Source organism: Bradyrhizobium sp. LMTR 3 (genome assembly GCF_001693485.1).
Taxonomy (GTDB): Bacteria; Pseudomonadota; Alphaproteobacteria; order Rhizobiales; family Xanthobacteraceae; genus Bradyrhizobium.
In genome coordinates, this window is record NZ_MAXC01000033.1 from 356,531 (window position 1) to 375,586 (window position 19,056).

At 64.3% G+C, this 19,056-nt stretch carries 17 protein-coding genes; 13 read left to right on the plus strand and 4 right to left on the minus strand.

Going from position 1 to position 19,056, the window contains the following annotated elements; genetic code table 11:
• Position 1: 1 nt before the first annotated feature.
• Positions 2-700: an ABC transporter ATP-binding protein gene (locus LMTR3_RS22535; protein ID WP_065747371.1), complete on the plus strand. Its 699-nt coding sequence runs from the start codon at positions 2-4 to the stop codon at positions 698-700.
• Positions 701-706: 6 nt separating this feature from the next.
• Here the strand turns inward: LMTR3_RS22535 and LMTR3_RS22540 are convergent, their stop codons facing one another.
• The 3 genes from LMTR3_RS22540 to LMTR3_RS22550 all read right to left on the minus strand — a co-directional run bounded on the left by LMTR3_RS22540 (position 707) and on the right by LMTR3_RS22550 (position 1,775).
• On the minus strand, positions 707-961 hold the full coding sequence (locus LMTR3_RS22540) for a DUF3551 domain-containing protein (RefSeq protein ID WP_065747175.1): 255 nt from the start codon (positions 959-961) through the stop codon (positions 707-709).
• Between the two features lie 105 nt (positions 962-1,066).
• Positions 1,067-1,330: a DUF3551 domain-containing protein gene (locus tag LMTR3_RS22545; protein WP_141686757.1), complete on the minus strand. Its 264-nt coding sequence runs from the start codon at positions 1,328-1,330 to the stop codon at positions 1,067-1,069.
• A gap of 151 nt (positions 1,331-1,481) precedes the next feature.
• On the minus strand, positions 1,482-1,775 hold the full coding sequence (locus tag LMTR3_RS22550; RefSeq protein ID WP_065747176.1) for a DUF3551 domain-containing protein: 294 nt from the start codon (positions 1,773-1,775) through the stop codon (positions 1,482-1,484).
• Between the two features lie 299 nt (positions 1,776-2,074).
• On the opposite strand from LMTR3_RS22550, the gene LMTR3_RS22555 reads away from it, so the two are divergent.
• The 5 genes from LMTR3_RS22555 (at position 2,075) to LMTR3_RS22575 (ending at position 10,402) form a co-directional block, all read left to right on the plus strand.
• Entirely contained in the window at positions 2,075-2,818 is a 744-nt protein-coding gene (locus LMTR3_RS22555; RefSeq protein ID WP_065747177.1) for an outer membrane protein, read from the plus strand.
• A 466-nt stretch (positions 2,819-3,284) separates the two neighbouring features.
• The gene (gene dnaE / locus LMTR3_RS22560; protein WP_065747178.1) at positions 3,285-6,794 is read left to right on the plus strand and encodes a DNA polymerase III subunit alpha; all 3,510 of its coding nucleotides are present in this window, start codon (positions 3,285-3,287) and stop codon (positions 6,792-6,794) included.
• Between the two features lie 145 nt (positions 6,795-6,939).
• Positions 6,940-7,947 (plus strand): helix-turn-helix domain-containing protein, encoded by a 1,008-nt coding sequence (locus LMTR3_RS22565; protein ID WP_065747179.1) that lies wholly within the window; start codon positions 6,940-6,942, stop codon positions 7,945-7,947.
• A 326-nt stretch (positions 7,948-8,273) separates the two neighbouring features.
• Positions 8,274-9,791, plus strand: a complete 1,518-nt coding sequence (adh, locus tag LMTR3_RS22570; RefSeq protein WP_065747180.1) for an aldehyde dehydrogenase — start codon at positions 8,274-8,276, stop codon at positions 9,789-9,791.
• Positions 9,792-9,982: 191 nt separating this feature from the next.
• Positions 9,983-10,402, plus strand: a complete 420-nt coding sequence (locus LMTR3_RS22575) for a CBS domain-containing protein (protein WP_065747181.1) — start codon at positions 9,983-9,985, stop codon at positions 10,400-10,402.
• 176 nt (positions 10,403-10,578) lie between these two features.
• Here LMTR3_RS22575 and LMTR3_RS22580 read toward each other — a convergent pair whose 3' ends face one another.
• Positions 10,579-11,046, minus strand: coding sequence for an aminoacyl-tRNA deacylase (locus LMTR3_RS22580; RefSeq protein WP_065747373.1), 468 nt, complete (start codon positions 11,044-11,046; stop codon positions 10,579-10,581).
• A 265-nt stretch (positions 11,047-11,311) separates the two neighbouring features.
• Between LMTR3_RS22580 and LMTR3_RS22585 the strand changes: the two genes are divergently transcribed.
• The 7 genes from LMTR3_RS22585 to LMTR3_RS22615 all read left to right on the plus strand — a co-directional run bounded on the left by LMTR3_RS22585 (position 11,312) and on the right by LMTR3_RS22615 (position 19,054).
• Complete coding sequence (locus LMTR3_RS22585) at positions 11,312-13,708, plus strand: caspase family protein (RefSeq protein WP_065747182.1); 2,397 nt, start codon at positions 11,312-11,314, stop codon at positions 13,706-13,708.
• A 222-nt stretch (positions 13,709-13,930) separates the two neighbouring features.
• Entirely contained in the window at positions 13,931-14,929 is a 999-nt protein-coding gene (locus LMTR3_RS22590; protein ID WP_057843031.1) for a 30S ribosomal protein S2, read from the plus strand.
• A 133-nt stretch (positions 14,930-15,062) separates the two neighbouring features.
• On the plus strand, positions 15,063-15,989 hold the full coding sequence (gene tsf / locus LMTR3_RS22595) for a translation elongation factor Ts (RefSeq protein ID WP_065747183.1): 927 nt from the start codon (positions 15,063-15,065) through the stop codon (positions 15,987-15,989).
• Positions 15,990-16,060: 71 nt separating this feature from the next.
• Positions 16,061-16,777 (plus strand): UMP kinase, encoded by a 717-nt coding sequence (pyrH, locus tag LMTR3_RS22600; protein ID WP_065747184.1) that lies wholly within the window; start codon positions 16,061-16,063, stop codon positions 16,775-16,777.
• Between the two features lie 70 nt (positions 16,778-16,847).
• Positions 16,848-17,411, plus strand: coding sequence for a ribosome recycling factor (gene frr / locus LMTR3_RS22605; RefSeq protein WP_065747374.1), 564 nt, complete (start codon positions 16,848-16,850; stop codon positions 17,409-17,411).
• A 42-nt stretch (positions 17,412-17,453) separates the two neighbouring features.
• Positions 17,454-18,209, plus strand: coding sequence for an isoprenyl transferase (locus tag LMTR3_RS22610; RefSeq protein ID WP_065747185.1), 756 nt, complete (start codon positions 17,454-17,456; stop codon positions 18,207-18,209).
• Positions 18,206-19,054: a phosphatidate cytidylyltransferase gene (locus LMTR3_RS22615; protein ID WP_065747186.1), complete on the plus strand. Its 849-nt coding sequence runs from the start codon at positions 18,206-18,208 to the stop codon at positions 19,052-19,054. Before LMTR3_RS22610 ends, LMTR3_RS22615 begins: the two co-directional genes overlap by 4 nt.
• Positions 19,055-19,056: the final 2 nt, after the last annotated feature.

Consider the following 19,056-nt stretch of genomic DNA (forward strand, 5'->3'; position numbering starts at 1 on the left):
GATGGCCGAGGAGGCGGAAGATGTACCCGTTATCTATCTCCACGAGATAAAACGCGAGTACCGACAGGGCGAGGCGACGCTGACCATCCTCGACGGCGCCAAGCTTGCGCTGTGGGCGGGACAGTCGGTGGCGCTGGTGGCGCCGTCGGGGTCGGGCAAGTCGACGCTGCTGCACATCGCGGGCCTGCTCGAAAGCCCCGATGACGGCGAGGTCTATGTTGCGGGCACGCCGACCTCGCAACTATCAGATATCGACCGCACCCAGATCCGGCGCTCCGATATCGGCTTCGTCTATCAATCGCATCGGCTGTTGCCGGAATTCACCGCGCTCGAAAACGTCATGCTGCCGCAGATGATCCGCGGCCTCAAACGTTCCGAGACCATCAAGCGTTCGCAGGAGATTTTGGCCTATCTCGGCCTCGGCGATCGCATCTCGCACCGACCGGCCGAACTGTCCGGCGGCGAGCAGCAGCGCGTCGCCATTGCGCGCGCGGTCGCCAATGCGCCCCGGGCGCTACTCGCCGACGAGCCGACCGGAAATCTCGATCCGCATACCGCCGATCACGTCTTCAAGGCGCTGATGCAACTCGTGAAGGCGACGCAGGTCGCGATGCTGATCGCCACCCACAACATGGAGTTGGCCGGCCGCATGGACCGGCGGGTGTCGCTGGTCGACGGCCGGGTCGTCGAAATGGAATAGCGGCGTTCAGTAAACGCCGCGCTTGCGCACCGGCCGATCCTGATAAGCGTTCGACGCGTAGGGATTGACCACGCATTGTGCCGCGCGCCCCGACGCGGACAGATTACATTGCGCCAGCGACGTATAGCGGCACTCGTAGTACGTGGCCGGGCCGTAGACACGCAGGCAGACCGGGTAGTCGGAGCCGTAGGTCTGCGCCCGAGCCGGCGCCGAAGCGGAGATCATTGCAATCGCGAGGATCGCCAAAACCGGTATGCGCATCACAATCTCCCTTGAGACGTGCGATCGGTCACATGTGCAGACGGCCAGCAGACATTCGACGCGCTCCAGCGTCAAATCACGTTCGCGCGTTGCAAGGGCTCGCGTTCAGTAACCGTTGCGGTAGCGCTTGTAGCGGCGTGCCGACGGTTCTTGAGATGCATGCGCGAAATACGGATTGATCTCGCATTGCGCCGAGCGGCCGGACGCCGACATGTTGCATTGAGGCAGGGAGGTATAGGCACATTCGTAGTAGTTGATCCCCCTGTTATAAACATGCAGGCAAACCGGATAGCGGGGATCGTAAGTCTGTGCCTGCGCCGGTGCCGAGGCCGCCCCGACTGCCAAAATTGCCAAAGCCAGAATACGCATCAGAATCTCCTTGTGAACTGCATCGGTCCGCAAGTGCTGACGTCCAGCAGACATTCGACGCAGTCCGGCGTCAAATCACGTTCACGCGCTGTAGGTGCGGGCGTCCGGAGGCTCGCGTGTGCGGAATGTCTCGGCGGCGATAAGCCGCTGCTTAGTACCTGCCGTAGCCGGGAGCGGGCGGCAGCGCGCGGCCGGGCAGCGGGCGATAGGCGGCGGCTGGCGGTTCGCTCTCGCCAATATAATAGGGATTGGCAATGCAGGTGAGGAAGCGTCCCGATGCAGTCGCCTGGCACTGCTCGTAGCTCGTGAAGGTGCAGTAGCTCAGCGCCGGATATTCGTCTCCCTGAAGGCAGAACGGATATCGCGTGCCGACCGCTTCGGCGGGCGCAGCACCGATAGCTGCCAATCCGATCGCGGTCAGCACGGCCAGAATCGCTCTACGCATTTCGAATCTCCCTCACGGCGCATCGGCACTTCGCGTTCCATTCTGACGACACAAGCCGCAGCTCCGCAATCCCGTCAAGCCAATCCGCCCTGCAATACCGCCGCAAAACTAAAATGTGAATTTTTTGCGGTGAGGTTCGGCGCAATGTTTCAAAAAATGCCTGCAAGACAACATTAACTTACGTTCACACTGAGGCCGTTTGATGTGCATTGTTGCAGTGAGGTTACAGCAATTCGAGCCAACGATGCTATGAGCATGCCGCGGCCTTGGGGGCTGTCAAAAAAGGAACGGGAATAAGAATGAAGAAGGTTTTGCTTGTTACGGCCAGTCTGATCGCGCTCGGCGCGGCTGCGCCGGCTGTTGCTGCTGATCTCGCTGCGCGCCCTTACACCAAGGCGCCCCCGATGGTCGCTGCTGTGTATGATTGGACCGGGTTCTACATCGGTGCGAACGGCGGCTGGGGTTCGAGCCGCAACGAATGGGATTCGGTTCCGCCTGCTTTCGTTGGTCCCGAGGGCTCGCATGATGCGACCGGCGGCACGGTCGGTGGCCAGGTCGGCTACCGGTGGCAGGCTGGCACCTGGGTGTTCGGCGTTGAAGCCCAGGGCAACTGGGCCGACTTGTCGGGCAGCAACTTGAGCCAGGTGTTCCTCGGCTCTCGCAATCACACGAACGTCGATGCGTTCGGCCTGTTCACCGGTCAGGTCGGCTACGCCGTCAACAACGTCCTGCTCTACGTCAAGGGCGGTGCTGCTGTGACCTCGAACGAGTATCGCATCTCCAACCTTGCAGGCGCGACCATTGGCGTCACCGGCGATGACACCCGCTGGGGCGCCACGGTCGGCGCAGGCCTCGAATACGCCTTCGCCCCGAACTGGTCGGTTGGCGTTGAGTACAATCACCTGTTCATGCAGGACCGTACCTACACCTTCACCGCGCCGGGCGGCGGCGTCGTCGGTACCGACCGTATCAGTCAGGACGTTGATCTCGTCACCGCCCGCCTGAACTACAAGTTCGGCGGTCCGGGCGTCACGAGGTACTGATCTCGCGCGACCTGCGACCAACATCGAAGCCCCGGGACCTTCCCGGGGCTTTTTTTGCTGGCGGCTGGCCGGGTTAACCAAGCCGGAATGGTCGCAAGACGTGCCGTGAGACGGGCCTTGACTCAGAGAACAAAAAAGGAACAATGTTCCTCATATGTTCTTTGACTATGGGAGTCGGACCATGTTGCGGATGTTCGTGGAAGAGGCGGCAGCTCTGGCGTCGATTACGCTGTTTGTCGGGATGATCGCGGTGTGGGCGCAGGTGATTCCGCAGCTTTGAGGCGCGGAGGAGACCCGGCCCGATTCGGCTTGCGGGGTGGGCTGGGGAAAAGCCGGATGGCGGGTTCGCAAGTGGCGTTCCGCGTGGACTCCGTCCGGCCAAGGCATCACCATTGCGGCAGCGAGTCGGCGCTCCCTTAGCTGCCGGCGATCGCTCTCCATCACGATGCAAGAGCCCCTTTAGCGCATGTCCAGTGCCGGATTCGTTCATCTCCACGTTCATTCGGCCTATTCGCTGCTGAAGGGCTCCATCAAGATCGCCAAGCTAGGCGAACTGGCGAAAGCCGATCGCCAGCCGGCCTTAGCGCTGACCGACACCGACAACATGTTCGGAGCGCTGGAATTCTCCGACAAGATGGCAGGCTACGGCATCCAGCCGATTGTCGGTTGCGAGCTCGCCGTCGATTTCGGCGACCAGGATCCCAATGCCCGTAATTCGCTTGCCGCCACGCCGTCGCGAATCGTACTGCTGGCGGCGCGCGAGCGCGGGTACCGCAGCCTGATGCGGCTGAACTCGCGGGCTTTCTTGGAAACACCGGTCCATCAATCGCCGCACATCAAGCTCGAATGGCTGGAGGGCGATGCCGAGGATTTGATCGCGCTGACCGGCGGCCCTGACGGCCCGATTTCACTGGCGCTCAACGCCGATCACACAGCGCTTGCAGCCGGGCGTATCGACCGGCTGGCGGGCCTGTTCGGCGATCGCCTCTATGTCGAATTGCAGCGTCACGGCGTCGACAAGGAGCGTCGCGTCGAGGCCGGCCTGATCGATCTCGCTTACGCCAAGGGCCTGCCGCTGGTCGCGACCAACGAGCCATATTTCGCGTCGAACGATGACTATGAAGCCCATGACGCGCTGTTGTGCATCGCCGGCGGCAAGCTGATCGCGGAGACCGACCGCGAGCAGCTCACCCCCGATCACCGCTTCAAGACCCGCGCCGAAATGGCGGTGCTGTTTGCCGACGTTCCGGAAGCGCTGGCCTCCACGATCGAGATCGCCGAGCGCTGCTCGTTTCGCCCGAAGACAAGAAAACCGATCCTGCCGCGTTTCACCGTCGGTGCCGATTCGGGCTCCGACGCGGCAACCGAAGAAGCGGCGGAGCTGAAGCGTCAGGCCGAGGCGGGGCTCGCACGGCGTCTCCAAGTTCATGGCCTGTCTCCCGGCGCGACGGAAGAGGAATACCAGAAGCGTCTCGCCTTCGAGATCGACGTCATCAACCGCATGAACTATGCGGGCTACTTCCTGATCGTCTCGGACTTCATCAAATGGGCCAAGGCCCACGACATTCCGGTCGGTCCGGGCCGCGGCTCCGGCGCCGGCTCGCTGGTCGCCTATGCGCTCACCATCACCGACCTCGATCCCATTCGCTTTGGGCTACTGTTCGAGCGCTTCCTCAACCCCGAACGCGTCTCGATGCCGGACTTCGACATCGACTTCTGCCAGGACCGCCGCGGCGAGGTGATCGATTACGTGCAGCAGCGCTATGGCCGCGATCAGGTGGCGCAGATCATCACCTTCGGAACGCTGCAGGCGCGCGGAGTGCTGCGCGACGTCGGCCGCGTGCTGCAGATGCCCTACGGCCAGGTCGACAAGCTCACAAAACTGGTGCCGCAAAATCCCGCCGCGCCGGTGACGCTGGCGCAGGCGATCGAGGGTGAACCCAAGCTGCAGGCGTTCCGCGACGAGGATCCGGTGGTCGCGCGCGCCTTTGACATCGCCCAGCGCCTCGAAGGACTGACGCGCCACGCCTCGACCCACGCCGCCGGCATCGTGATCGGCGACCGGCCGTTAAGCGAACTGGTGCCGCTCTATCGCGATCCCAAATCCGACATGCCGGTGACCCAGTTCAACATGAAATGGGTCGAGCCGGCCGGGCTCGTGAAGTTCGACTTCCTCGGCCTGAAGACGCTGACGGTGCTCGACGTCGCGGTAAAACTGCTCAAGCAACGCAACATCCATATCGACCTGGCGACGCTGCCGATCGACGATGCGTCGAGTTACCAGATGCTGGCGCGGGGCGATGTGGTCGGCGTGTTCCAGGTGGAAAGCCAGGGTATGCGGCGGGCGCTGATCGACATGCGGCCGGACCGCTTCGAAGACATCATCGCGCTGGTGGCGCTCTATCGTCCGGGTCCGATGGCCAACATCCCGACCTATTGCGCGCGCAAGCACGGCGACGAGGAGCCGGAATATCTGCACCCCGTCCTGGAGCCGATCCTGAAAGAGACGTTCGGCGTCATCATCTACCAAGAACAGGTGATGCAGATCGCGCAGGTAATGTCGGGCTATTCGCTCGGCGACGCCGACCTCTTGCGCCGCGCGATGGGCAAGAAGATCCGCGCCGAGATGGAGAAGCAGCGCGCGATCTTCGTCGCCGGCGCCGTCAAGAACGGCGTGCCGAAGGGGCAGGCGGACACGATCTTCGAACTGCTCGCCAAATTTGCCGACTACGGCTTCAACAAGAGCCACGCCGCGGCTTACGCGCTGGTGTCCTACCACACCGCCTACATGAAGGCGCATTACCCGGTGGAGTTCTTGGCGGCGTCGATGACGCTCGAACTCAACAACACCGACAAGCTCTCGGAATTTCGCGCCGAGGCGCAGCGGCTCGGCATCAAGGTCGAGGCACCGAACATCAACCGCTCGGGCGCCACCTTCGAGGTTGGCGAGAAAACCATCTACTATGCGCTGGCGGCGCTGAAGGGCGTCGGCCTGCAGGCAGTCGAGCAGATCGTGGAGGAGCGCAAGAAGGGCGCCTTCACCTCGCTTGCGGACTTCGCCGCCCGCGTCAATCCGCGCTCGATCAACAAGCGCATCATCGAAAGCCTCGCCGCGGCCGGCGCATTCGACACGCTCGAGTCGAACCGCGCCCGCGTCTTTGCCGGGGCGGACGCGATTCTCGCCGCGTGTCAGCGCAGCCACGAAGCCGCAACGATCGGTCAGAACGACATGTTCGGCAATGCTGCCGACGCGCCGACCATCATGCTGCCGCAGATCGAGCCCTGGTTGCCGGCCGAAAAGCTCCGCCGCGAATACGATGCCGTCGGCTTCTTCCTGTCCGGCCATCCGCTCGACGACTACGCCACCGTGTTGAAGCGGCTGCGGGTGCAGTCCTGGGCGGAATTCTCGCGTGCCGTGAAGACCGGCGCGACCGCGGGCAAGGTCGCGGCGACCGTGGTATCGCGCATGGAGCGCCGCACCAAGACCGGCAACAAGATGGGCATCATGGGCCTGTCCGACCCGACCGGACATTTCGAGGCGGTGCTGTTTTCCGAAGGCCTGGCGCAATACCGCGATGTGCTGGAGCCGGGGGCGGCCGTATTGCTGCAGCTCGGCGCCGAGTTGCAGGGCGAAGACGTGCGCGCGCGGGTGCTGCATGCCGAGCCGCTGGATGACGCCGCGGCCAAAACCCAGAAGGGCCTGCGGATCTTCGTTCGCGACACCAAACCGCTGGATTCGATTGCGCGACGGCTCAACATGCCGGAAGCATCCGCGCAAAACGGTTCGGCCAAGGGCCTGCCGGCGAAGCCTGCGCCCGCGCCATCGGGCGGCGCCGATGGCGACGTCTCGCTCGTCATCATGCTCGATCTGCAGACCGAGGTGGAGATGAAACTGCCGGGCCGCTTCAAGGTCTCGCCGCAGATCGCGGGTGCGATCAAGGCGGTGGCCGGCGTGGTGGACGTGCAAACGCTGTAGGCGGGCCGGAGCGGGGCGGATAGCGTTTGGCTGAGACGGTATACTGCTAATTTGTGTCTGCATCATCAACGTGATGGCGGCGGCTCCTACAGCTTGAGGCGAGATAGGACCAAGGTCGCCCTCGTTTGATCCAGATCAATTCGCTATGTCACGCCCGCCGGGTAGGGTTGCATTCCGGGAGGATAGCGTGGCGCAGACCACCAAACACCATGCCGATCAGGTGCAGGCGACGGTCGCGCACGGCTCGGCTGCCACGTCGACTGTGGTCGCGTCCTGGCGCCGGTCGTCCAATTTTCATCGCCTCGACCCCGCCGAATGCAATCTGCCGCGCCGATTGAGCCAAGCCGAATTCGAATTCGCGCGCCAGCAGATCGAGCCGCTGGTCCGCGCCGCGCAATCCAATCTCGACCGGCTGTTTCTGGCGGTCGGCGGCGTCGGCTGCTGCGTGCTGCTCGCCGACCGCAACGGAGTGCCGGTCGACCGGCGCGGCGCCGCCTGCGACGACGAGACTTTCAAGGGATGGGGCCTGTGGACCGGCACGGTCTGGAGCGAGGGGTGCGAGGGCACCAACGGCATCGGAACGTGCCTTGCCGAGCAACGCGCGCTCACCGTTCATCGCGACCAGCACTTTTACGCGCGCAACACGCTGCTGAGCTGCACATCGGCGCCGATCTACGATCATGAGGGCAGGCTGGCCGCGGCGCTCGATGTATCCTCATGCCGCGCTGATCTCACCGAAGGCTTCGTCAATCTCATCGCCATCGCGGTCGGTGATGCTGCGCGTCGGATCGAGATGGAGAATTTCCGCCTGGCGTTTCCGAACGCCCGCTTCCTGTTCGCGCCCGACGTCAACCGTGGCGGTGGCGGGCTGGTCGCAGTCGATGCGGATGATCTCGTTATCGGCGCGATGCGCTCGGCGCGGCTGGCGCTCGGCGTGAGCAGGGATTTTCGGAAAAAGCCGCTGCCGGCGGCCGACCTGCTCGACGGGACCTCCAGCCCGTCGCGGGATCTCGACCAGGCCGAGCGGGTGGCCGTGCAACGGGCGCTGGCGCGCAGCGGCGGCAACGTTTCGGCGGCCGCCGAGGCACTCGGCATCAGCCGCGCGACCCTGCACCGGAAGCTGCGGCGCCTCGATCTCCACCGCGCTCACTAAACTCTGCTGCGTCAGAACCGCTCCAAACCCCTCATCCTGAGGAGCACGCGTCAGCGTGCGTCTCGAAGGATGTAGGCCACAGACGGAGCCTCATGGTTCGAGACGCGCGGAGCCTGTCATCGGGCGCGCATTCGCGCGATCCGTTGGCGCTCCTCACCATGAGGGGCTTATGACGCAGTGGAGCTAAAGGATTTTTCCCATTCGACTGTCGCAGTTCTGCGACACGCGCGCCGGCGATCAGGTTTGGGCGGACTGACAATAAACTCTGCCTTCGCCATGGTTTTCCCAGAGCGCCGCATCCAGCGACGCCATAGCGAGGAACAGCCATGAACAAGGTCGAATTCTCACGGACTGCGAAGGCCCCGTTCGAAAGGCGATACGGGAACTACATCAACGGAAAATGGGCCGAGCCGCGTTCGGGCCGCTATTTCGAGAATTTCTCGCCGGTGAATGGCCGGCTGCTTTGCGAGGTCGCGCGCTCCGAAGCGCAGGACGTCGAAGACGCGCTCGACGCGGCGCACGCCGCCAAGGAAGCCTGGGGCCGCACCAGCGTCGCCGAACGCGCCCTGATCCTGAACCGCATCGCCGACCGGATGGAGGAAAACCTCGACCTGCTCGCGCTTGCGGAGACCTGGGACAACGGCAAGCCGATTCGCGAGACCACCGCGGCCGACATTCCGCTCGCCATCGACCATTTCCGCTACTTCGCCGGCGCCATCCGCGCCCAGGAAGGCAGCCTTTCCGAAATCGATCACGATACCGTCGCCTATCATTTCCACGAGCCGCTCGGCGTCGTCGGCCAGATCATTCCCTGGAACTTCCCGCTGCTGATGGCGTGCTGGAAACTGGCGCCGGCGCTGGCTGCCGGAAACTGCGTGGTGCTGAAGCCGGCCGAACAGACCCCGGCCGCGATCATGGTGTGGGCAGGGCTGATCGGCGACCTGTTGCCGCCCGGCGTGCTCAACATCGTCAACGGCTTCGGTCTCGAGGCCGGCAAGCCACTGGCCTCATCGCCGCGCATCGCCAAGATTGCGTTCACCGGGGAAACATCGACGGGCCGGCTGATCATGCAGTATGCCAGCCAGAACCTCATTCCGGTGACACTCGAACTCGGCGGCAAATCGCCGAACATTTTCTTCAAGGACGTCGCCGCCGAGGATGACGACTTCCTCGACAAGGCGATCGAAGGCTTCGTGATGTTCGCGTTCAACCAGGGCGAGGTCTGCACCTGTCCGAGCCGTGCGCTGATTCACGAAAAGATCTTCGACCGCTTCATGGAGCGGGCCTTGAAGCGGGTCGAGGCGATCGTGCAGGGCGACCCGCTCGATCCGGCGACGATGATCGGTGCGCAGGCATCTTCCGAACAACTGCACAAGATCCTGTCCTATATCGATATCGGCCGCGGGGAGGGCGCGCAGGTGCTGACCGGCGGGGCGCGCAACGAACTGCCGGGCGACCTCGCCGGCGGCTTCTACGTCAAGCCGACGGTGTTCAAGGGCAACAACAAGATGCGCATCTTCCAGGAAGAGATCTTCGGACCGGTCGTTTCGGTCACGACCTTCAAGGATGACGACGAAGCGCTCGCGATCGCCAACGACACGCTCTACGGTCTCGGCGCCGGCATCTGGAGCCGCGATGCGAGCCGGCTCTACCGCTTCGGCCGCGCCATCCAGGCGGGCCGCGTCTGGACCAATTGCTATCACGCCTATCCGGCGCATGCCGCGTTCGGCGGTTACAAGCAATCGGGTGTCGGCCGCGAGACCCACAAGATGATGCTGGACCACTACCAGCAGACCAAGAACCTCTTGGTCAGCTACAGCCCGAAGAAGCTCGGCTTCTTCTGACATCCTTCTGAGTTGGGCGACGACGTTGCGCGGGGCACTTCAACCCGCGCAACGACGCGTTCAGTGAATTCAAGAAGTTGTCATTGCCTTTTTCGATGCCGACCTACCCGAAGCATCATATAATCGAACCGAGGGGGAACTGTGCTGCATCACGGGAGTATTACCTGAAATCGCAGTTACGGAGGTCCGCCATGAAAGTCAAAGACGCGATGCACAAGGGCGTCGACTGGGTCAACCCCGATACGCCTGTCACCGAAATCGCGAAGCTGATGCGAGAACATGACATCGGCTGCATTCCGATCGGAGAGGACGACCATCTGGTCGGGATGGTCACCGATCGCGACATCGTCTGCAAAGGGCTTGCGAACGGCAAGTTCGACCCCAGCCGTGCGCAGGCGCGCGACGTGATGACCGAAGGCATACATTGCTGCCGCGAGGACGATGACCTTGCCAAGGCCGTCCATCACATGGAGACGCTGCAGGTCCGCAGGTTGCCGGTGATCAACAAGAGCAAGCGAATGGTCGGCATGATCAGCCTCGGCGACGTCAGCCGTGCGGCGCCCAATGATTTGCTGGCCGGGTGCGTGAAGAGCGTTGCCGCCCATCACTGATGCGCGGCAGCCCTCGCGTTAGAGCCTTTTCGGTTCTGATTGAATCAGAACCGGGCTCTAGATTCTTGTTTTGACGCGTTTTCTTGACGCGAACCGGTGTCCACTTCGCTTGAAAACGCTCTAACGAGTAGAGCCCGCGTCGAAATCGACGCGGGCGTCGGCATGATCGAGCGGCCTCAATCGTGCGTGCTGAAGTGGCCGCGCCAGGCCTTGGCGTTGAGTCGCGCGAATTGCTCGCCGTCCATACGGATCAGCGTCGAATGATCGCCGGCCTCCATGTAGATATCCCGTCGCGCGTCGATGCTGTCGTCGACGATGACGTCGAGCCCGTAGCACTCGCCAACCGGCGGGATGGCTCCAATGTCGCAGTCGACAAACAGCTCCGCGATCTCTTTTTCGCTCGCCAGGTCGACCTTGTGACCGAGCTGACTCTTCAGGGTCGACAGATGCAGGTGATGGGAGGCCGGAAGAACGGCCATCATGTAGCCGCCGTCACGGCGCAGCACAACGGCCTTGGCCAGCGCATCGCCCGGCACGTGGCAGGCTTCTGCTGTGCGCGTCGATGACTTCGTGGGGGCATGAGGGATCACGTCGTAGGTGACGCTTTGATCCAGGTATTTCTGCAAGGTTGGGGCGACGGTCATGATGATTTCCTCCATTGCATGGGCATTCCGCACACCGGGAGGAACTCGCGCAGTCGCCTCACGATGCGGGCGAACACGATTAGGGGTGAAAGGATACGCCCGCCGGGCGGCCGCGACAATGCGAATCTCGGTGCCGGAACCGGGAGGACCAGGAATCCAGGGCTCGATTTGACTTGCGGCATGCCTTGCTGAGAGCGCATTTGTTCAAGAAAGGTTCAGCTTAACGCGCGTCCTATACAGCGCGGGCGGAGACAGGTGGGATCCCATGCGGGTAGCAAGAAGTTTGTCGATCCTCTCGGTGTGTCTCGTCGCGATGTCCGGTCTGGCCGGTCATTTGAGCTCCGCCGCTGCACAACAGCAGGAAAAGCGCATCGCGCTGGTGGTCGGCAATGCCGCCTATGCGAAATCGCCGCTGGCGACCGCGGCCAACGATGCCGGCCTGATCGCCCAAACCTTGCAGGCGGCGGGATTCGACGTGATCGGCGCCCGCGACCTCGATGGCGACACGCTGCGCAAGAGTTTCCGCGACTTCATCCAGAAGGCCGAAAGCTCGGGGCCGGACACGGTCGCGATGGTCTATCTGGCCGGTTACGGGCTGCAATTGGCCGGCGAGAACTATTTCGTGCCGGTCGATTCCGCGATCAACCGGGATACCGACGTTCCGACCGAGGCGTTGCGGACCGGTGACTACATCCGCCAACTCGCTTCGCTGCCGTTGAAGGCCGGAATCGTCGTGCTGGACGCGGCGCGGCAGCAGCCGTTCGTCGAGGGACAGATCGCAAGCGGTCTCGCTCTGGTCGAGGCTGATGCGCATATGCTGATCGCGTTCAACGCGGCGCCCGGGACGGTAGCGCCTGCCGAGCAGGGACCGTACGGCATCTACGCCCAATCGCTGGCCGAGATGATCCGGACCGGTGGATTGCCGCTGCCGGAGGTCTTCAATCGCCTACGGCTTCGCGTCAACGAAGCAGCCAAGGGCGCGCAGGTGCCGTGGGACAGCCAGAAGATCGACGCCAGCTTCACGTTCTTCGAGCGCGCCCCCGATGCGCCCGCTGCGCCGCCGCCGGATCAGGTCGCTGCTATCAGGGACAAGCCGATCCGCGATCTCGGCGTGCAGGACGCCTATGCCGCAGCGCTGGAGCGCGACACGTTGCAGGGCTACGAGGATTTTCTCGGAGCCTACGCGAGCGATCCCCTGGCAAAGCGGGTGAGGGCGATCGTGGCGGCGCGGCGCGAAGCGATCACCTGGCGCCGCACCTACCGCGCCGACACCCCGAACGCCTATTGGTCGTATCTGCAACGCTACCCGCGCGGGCCTCATGCGGCCGACGCGCGCCGCCGGCTGGTCATTCTCACTGCGCCGGTCGAGCCGCCGCCGACATTCGATGTCATCGATTACGACGTGCCGCCGCCGCCGCCGGACGAGATCATCTATGTGGATCGTCCCGTGCTGGTGTTCAGCGATCCCGAGTTCGATTTTGTGCCGCCGCCACCGGCGCCGGTCTACTACCTGCCGCCGCCGCCGGATGATTTCGTGGTGCTGGAGCCGCCACCGCCGCCGATCGGGCTGTTCATCCTGCCGCAGCCGATCTTTGTGCCGATACCGGTCTATGTGAGGCCGCCGCGCTATGTGGCGCCGCCGCCGAACAACATCATCTTTGCCAACATCCACAACCGGGCCGTGATCAACAACGTCATCAACAGGCCGCAGTCCGCTTTGCCTGCAGCGGGAATTGGCGACAGGGGACGTCCCGGCTCCCCGGCGCCGAGGGTTGCGCCGGCCCAGGTTGGTGGCGCCACACCGACGCTGCCGCCTGCCGTGGCACAACGGGCCACCCTGATCCAGCAGGGCAGAGCGCCGGTGCCGCCAAGCGCCACGATCAATCCTGCCGTGAGGACCGGTTTGCCCGCTGCTCCGGCTGGGCAGACCGGACGGCCTGGCGCGGTGCAGCCGGCGAACGCACCAGCCGCGCTGCCGTCGAGGCAGCCCCTGCCGGGCACCAACGCCCTGCCGGTTCCGGGCGCCAGGGGCGCGCCAGCCGCGCCCCCAAGCGCCGCCGTCAATCCGAACGCAAGGCCATTGCCGGGTGCGTTGCGCCCGGGAACAGCGGCGCCAACTGCACCCGGCGCTGTCGGTGCGCGGCCGGCCATTGGCGCCACGGCTCCCGCGGCTCCGGTGGGCCGGCAGCCCGCGGTTGCGCCGCCACCCAGTGCCGCCGCGCCATCAAGGCCGGCTGCTGCGGTTGCGCCAAGACCTCAATCGCAACCTGAGCTGCGGCGTGGCCCGCCACCGTCTGCGGTGCATGTGGCAAGGCCCCCACCACCGCCGGCAGCGCGAGTAACTCCGGCATCGCCCCCGCCCAGGATGGCCGCGCCGCCTCCACCGGCGAGGATGGCCGCACCGTCGCCTCCACCCAGGATGGCTGCGCCGCCGGCCCCGCCGCCGCGTATGGCCGCGCCCCCATCGCCTCCGCCGCGGATGGCGGCGCCGCCACCGCCGCCGCCGAGGATGGCCGCACCACCCCCGGCACCCGCGCGGATGGCCGCACCACCGCCGATGGCTGCACCGCGTGCGGCGCCGGCCCCGGCGATGGCTGCACCGCGCCCGGCTCCGGCTGCTCCGGCTGCCGCGGGCAGGGGTTGCCTGCCGGGCCGATGCTGATCGTTAGCCGGCCAGATCCCGGGTCTGGCCGGAGCGGCCCTAAAACGCTGATCTGGAAGACCGAACAAGCGGCTGTATTTCCTTGCTTCCGGCTGGAATCCGGCTATATAGCGCGCCATCTCACACGGAAACATGGCTCTCAAAGGCCGTCCGGTGGCAACCGGGCCAGTCAGGCTCGTTTGCTCACACGTTTCCGGAGGAACCAACCGGAGAACTATCACTATGGCGCTACCCGATTTTTCCATGCGTCAGCTCTTGGAAGCTGGCGTCCACTTTGGCCACCAATCGCACCGCTGGAATCCGAAGATGGCGGATTACATTTTCGGTGCACGCAACAACATCCACATCATCGATCTCGCCCAGACCGTGCCGATGCTGCATCGTGCGCTGCAGGCGGTTTCCGACACGGTTGCCAAGGGCGGCCGCATCCTGTTCGTCGGCACCAAGCGCCAGGCGCAGGACGGCGTTGCCGAGGCGGCGAAGCGCTCGGCGCAGTATTTCGTCAATTCACGCTGGCTCGGCGGCACGCTGACCAACTGGAAGACGATTTCGGGATCGATCAAGCGCCTGCGTCACCTCGATGAGGTGCTGTCGTCGGGCGAGGCCAACTCCTACACCAAGAAGGAGCGGCTGACGCTGCAGCGCGAGCGCGACAAGCTCGACCGCTCGCTTGGCGGTATCAAGGACATGGGCGGTCTCCCCGACATGATCTTCGTGATCGACACCAACAAGGAAGACATCGCGATCCAGGAAGCGCAGCGGCTCAACATTCCCGTTGCCGCGATCGTCGATACCAACTCGGACCCCAAGGGCATCACCTTCGTGGTGCCGGGCAATGACGATGCCGGCCGCGCCATTTCGCTGTATTGCGACCTGATTGCCCGCGCCGCCATCGACGGCATTTCGCGCGCGCAGGGCGATTCCGGCATCGATATCGGCGCCGCCGTTCAGCCGGTTCGCGAGGAAGTTCCGGCAGCGCCCCAGCCGACCGGCTTCCAGGGACTGGCCGGTCCGCGCGGCACTGCCGACAACCTCAAGAAGCTCACCGGCGTGTCGGGTACGATCGAGAAGAAGCTCAACGACCTCGGCATCTTCCATTACTGGCAGCTTGCCGAACTCGACCACGACACCGCGCACAAGATCGGTGAAGAGGTTGGTCTTCCGAGCCGGGCCGATGCCTGGGTCGCCCAGGCCAAGACGCTGACCGCGGAAGCGGAATAATTGGTTCGCCGCGTGGCCGGGTCTTCCGGCCACCGGTCCTGCTCCCCAGATACGGCATTCCCTGTAGCTGACGACGGCACGGTGCAAAGCGCGCGCCGCGCCCGCAGCTCACAGGCAAGAAGGATATTCGACGATGGCAACGATCACTGCGGCAATGGTCAAGGAACTGCGCGAGTCGACTGGCGCGGGCATGATGGACTGCAAGGCAGCGCTCACCGAAACCGCGGGCGACATGCAGGGCGCCCAGGATTGGCTGCGCAAGAAGGGCCTCTCGAAGGCCGCGAAGAAGGCCGGCCGCGTCGCGGCCGAAGGCCTGATCGGCGCGGTTACCCTCGGCGTCAAGGGCGTCGTGGTCGAAGTCAATTCCGAGACCGATTTCGTCGCCCGCAACGAGCAGTTCCAGGGCCTCGTCAAGATGATCGCGCAGGTCGCGCTCGACGTCGGCGCCGACGTCGAGAAGATCAAGGCGGCGAAGGTCGGCAGCGTCACCGTCGAAACCGCGATTTCGGACGCGATCGCCACCATCGGCGAAAACATGACGCTGCGCCGTGCTGCCTCGCTCGAGGTCGGCAAGGGCGTGGTGTCTAGCTACATCCATGGCGCCGTGATCGATGGCGCCGGCAAAATGGGCGTGCTGGTCGCGCTTGAGTCCACCGGCAAGACCGATGAACTCGCGCATCTCGGACGTCAGCTTGCGATGCATGTGGCTGCGACCAATCCGCAGGCACTGGATCCGTCCGGCCTCGACCCCGAGATCGTGAAGCGCGAAAAGGACGTGCTGGCCGACAAGTATCGCCAGCAGGGCAAGCCGGAAAACGTGATCGAGAAGATCGTCGAGTCCGGCCTGAAGACCTATTACAAGGAAGTCTGCCTGGTGGAGCAGGCGTTCATCCACGACGAAAAGGGCAAGTCGGTCGCGCAAGCCCTGAAGGAAGCCGAAGGCAAGATCGGCGCGCCTGTGAAGATTGCCGGATTTGTGCGCTATGCTCTCGGCGAGGGAATCGAAAAGCAGGAATCCGATTTCGCAGCCGAAGTCGCGGCGGCCAGCGGCAAGAAGTAACCGCTGCGGTCACAGTCTTCCGGCGTTAAATGCGCCGGAAGTCGCCTGCGCGGGAGAGGGAAGCGTAAGCAATGGCTGAGCCGGTCTATCGTCGCGTCGTGATCAAGCTCTCAGGCGAGTATCTCGCAGGTAGCCATTTCTTCGGCATCGACCAGCCCACCGTTGACCGCATCGCCGACGACCTGATCGCGGCCCACAAGCTCGGCGTCGAGGTGGCCGTCGTGATCGGCGGCGGCAACATCGTTCGCGGCGTGGAAGTGTCCTCGCGCGGCGTCTCGCGCCCGACCGGCGACACCATGGGCATGCTCGCCACCATGATGAACTGCCTGGCGCTGGAAGCCGCCATCGAGCGCAAGGGGGCGCCGGCGCGGACCCTGTCGGCTTTCGTGATGCCCGAGATTTCCGAGCTGTTCACCCGCAGTGCGGCGCACAAATATCTCGCGGATGGACGAATCGTCCTGCTCGGCGGTGGAACCGGCAATCCATTCTTCACCACCGATACCACGGCGGTGTTGCGGGCGGCCGAGATCGGGGCGCAGGCGGTGCTCAAAGCCACCAATGTCGACGGCGTTTATAGCGCCGACCCCAAAAAGGACCCGTCCGCCAAGCGTTTTGATCGGCTAACGCATTCGCAGGCGATCGCCGGCGACTACAAGGTGATGGACGCGACTGCATTCGCGCTTGCCCGCGAGACGTCACTGCCTATCATCGTATTCTCGATCGCCGAGCCGGGTTCGATCGGCGCGATCCTGCGCGGGACCGGCCACGGCACGGTGGTTGCCGGCTGATCTGCCGGTTGCAGTTTCGAACCGCGGCTTCAAGACGCCAGCGGCTGGTTTCCAAGGAGGGGAGAGCGTCATGCCCACGCCCGGTTTTGACATCAACGAATTGAAGCGCCGCATGCAAGGCGCCACCCATTCGCTCAAGCACGAGCTCGGTGGCTTGCGGACCGGCCGCGCGGCGGCGTCCATGCTGGAGCCGGTGCAGGTCGAGGCCTACGGCTCGCACATGCCGCTCAACCAGCTCGCCACCGTCAGCGTGCCCGAGCCGCGGCTGCTTTCCGTCCAGGTGTGGGACAAGTCGATGGTGAAAGCCGTGGAGAAGGCGATCATCGATTCCAATCTCGGCCTTTCGCCCGCGACCGAAGGGCAGGTGCTGCGCCTGCGAATTCCCGAGCTTAACGAGGAGCGGCGCAAGGAACTGGTGAAGGTCGCGCATAAATACGCCGAAGCCGCCAAGGTTGCCGTTCGCCACGTCCGTCGCGACGGCCTGGATATCGTCAAGAAGCTCGAGAAGAATCACGAGATTTCCGAAGACGATCAGGAGCGGCTCGCCAACGAGGTGCAGAAGGCGACCGACGGAACGATTGCGGAAATCGATCAGTTGCTGGCGGCGAAGGAAAAGGAAATCCTCACCGTTTGATGGCAACGTTCACGAGTTGAGACTGGCACTGGAATTCAGATAATGCCGAACGCCGCCGCCCCCGCCACGGAAGGACCGGATCGCTCCGTCCCGTTGCATGTGGCGATCATCATGGACGGAAACGGGCGCTGGGCGGCAGCGCGCGGCTTGCCGCGCGCCGAAGGCCACCGCCGCGGGGTCGAGGCGCTGCGCCGCGTCGTTCGCGCCGCGCATGAACTCGGCGTGCTCTATCTGACGATCTTTTCGTTCAGCTCCGAAAACTGGTCGCGGCCGGCGAGCGAAATCGGCGATCTGTTCGGATTGCTCCGCCGCTTCATCCGCAACGATCTGGCGACGCTGCACCGCGACGGCGTGCGCGTGCGCGTGATCGGCGAACGAGAGGGACTGGAGCCCGATATCTGCACGCTCTTGAACGAGGCCGAGGAACTAACGAGAGGCAACACCAAACTCAATCTCGTGGTCGCGTTCAATTACGGATCGCGCCAGGAAATTGCCGGCGCTGCCCAGCGGCTGGCGCGTGAAGTCGCGGAGGGCAAGCGCGATCCCGCCTCGATCGATGCCGATACGCTCGGCCGCTATCTCGATGCACCTGACATTCCCGATCCCGATCTGATCATCCGCACCAGCGGCGAACAGCGGCTGTCGAACTTCCTGATGTGGCAGGCGGCCTATAGCGAACTCGTGTTCGTGCCGATTCACTGGCCGGATTTCGACAAGGCCGCGCTCGAAAGCGCCATTGCCGAATATGCCAGACGGGAACGCCGTTTCGGCGGTCTGGTTGCGAAAACCGGATCGTGACCGACCCCGAGCCCTCGCCGGCGGCAGCAAGCGCGCCCGATTCACGCAATCTCGTGATGCGTATCGCCGCCGCCGCGGTGCTGATCCCGCTTGCGGTCGCCATCGCCTATGCGGGCGGCTGGCTGTGGGCCGCGCTGGTGACGCTGGCGGCCGTCGGCCTGTTCGTCGAATGGCTCGCGATCGCGGGCTTCGCCGGGGCAACGCGTGTGATCGTCCCGGGCGTGGCCGCGCTTGCGCTCGGCGGGGTTTGCTTTGCGATCGGTCGGCTCGATGCTGCCCTGATCGTGCTCGGCATCGGCTTTGTCGCGGTTGTGTCAATCGCGCCGGAGCGGCGAAACTGGGCGGCGGCCGGATTTCTGTACGCGGCGGCGGCCGAGATTGCGTCGGTGTTGGTGCGTCTGGATTCAACGAAGGGTTTCGCCGCCCTGATGTTCGTGCTGCTGATTGTGTGGGTGACCGATAGTGGCGGCTATTTCGCGGGCCGCGGTATTGGCGGACCAAAACTGTGGCCGCGCGTCAGCCCGAAAAAGACCTGGGCCGGCGCCGTCGGCGGTTTTGCCGCCAGTCTGGCCGTGGCAGGCGGATTTGCCGCCTTCGGTCTCGGTAAAGTGGGGCCGCTGCTGGTGCTTTCGGCGGCCCTTTCGGTCGTTTCGCAGCTCGGCGACCTCTTCGAATCCGCCGTGAAGCGCCGTTTTGGCGTAAAGGACTCAAGTCACATCATCCCCGGCCATGGCGGACTAATGGATCGTCTGGACGGGTTTGTCGCAGCCGTTGTCGTGGCGGCACTTTTCGGCTTTCTGCGGGGCGGCGCCGATGGCGTCGGTCGCGGTCTTATGGTTTGGTGAAA

Bases quoted from the DNA above. Each gene is read 5' to 3' on its own strand.
- LMTR3_RS22535 (WP_065747371.1), top strand. From the start codon at position 2: ATGGCCGAGGAGGCGGAAGATGTACCCGTTATCTATCTCCACGAGATA.
- LMTR3_RS22540 (WP_065747175.1), bottom strand. From the start codon at position 961: ATGCGCATACCGGTTTTGGCGATCCTCGCGATTGCAATGATCTCCGCT.
- LMTR3_RS22545 (WP_141686757.1), bottom strand. From the start codon at position 1,330: ATGCGTATTCTGGCTTTGGCAATTTTGGCAGTCGGGGCGGCCTCGGCA.
- LMTR3_RS22550 (WP_065747176.1), bottom strand. From the start codon at position 1,775: ATGCGTAGAGCGATTCTGGCCGTGCTGACCGCGATCGGATTGGCAGCT.
- LMTR3_RS22555 (WP_065747177.1), top strand. From the start codon at position 2,075: ATGAAGAAGGTTTTGCTTGTTACGGCCAGTCTGATCGCGCTCGGCGCG.
- dnaE (WP_065747178.1), top strand. From the start codon at position 3,285: ATGTCCAGTGCCGGATTCGTTCATCTCCACGTTCATTCGGCCTATTCG.
- LMTR3_RS22565 (WP_065747179.1), top strand. From the start codon at position 6,940: ATGTCACGCCCGCCGGGTAGGGTTGCATTCCGGGAGGATAGCGTGGCG.
- adh (WP_065747180.1), top strand. From the start codon at position 8,274: ATGAACAAGGTCGAATTCTCACGGACTGCGAAGGCCCCGTTCGAAAGG.
- LMTR3_RS22575 (WP_065747181.1), top strand. From the start codon at position 9,983: ATGAAAGTCAAAGACGCGATGCACAAGGGCGTCGACTGGGTCAACCCC.
- LMTR3_RS22580 (WP_065747373.1), bottom strand. From the start codon at position 11,046: ATGACCGTCGCCCCAACCTTGCAGAAATACCTGGATCAAAGCGTCACC.
- LMTR3_RS22585 (WP_065747182.1), top strand. From the start codon at position 11,312: ATGCGGGTAGCAAGAAGTTTGTCGATCCTCTCGGTGTGTCTCGTCGCG.
- LMTR3_RS22590 (WP_057843031.1), top strand. From the start codon at position 13,931: ATGGCGCTACCCGATTTTTCCATGCGTCAGCTCTTGGAAGCTGGCGTC.
- tsf (WP_065747183.1), top strand. From the start codon at position 15,063: ATGGCAACGATCACTGCGGCAATGGTCAAGGAACTGCGCGAGTCGACT.
- pyrH (WP_065747184.1), top strand. From the start codon at position 16,061: ATGGCTGAGCCGGTCTATCGTCGCGTCGTGATCAAGCTCTCAGGCGAG.
- frr (WP_065747374.1), top strand. From the start codon at position 16,848: ATGCCCACGCCCGGTTTTGACATCAACGAATTGAAGCGCCGCATGCAA.
- LMTR3_RS22610 (WP_065747185.1), top strand. From the start codon at position 17,454: ATGCCGAACGCCGCCGCCCCCGCCACGGAAGGACCGGATCGCTCCGTC.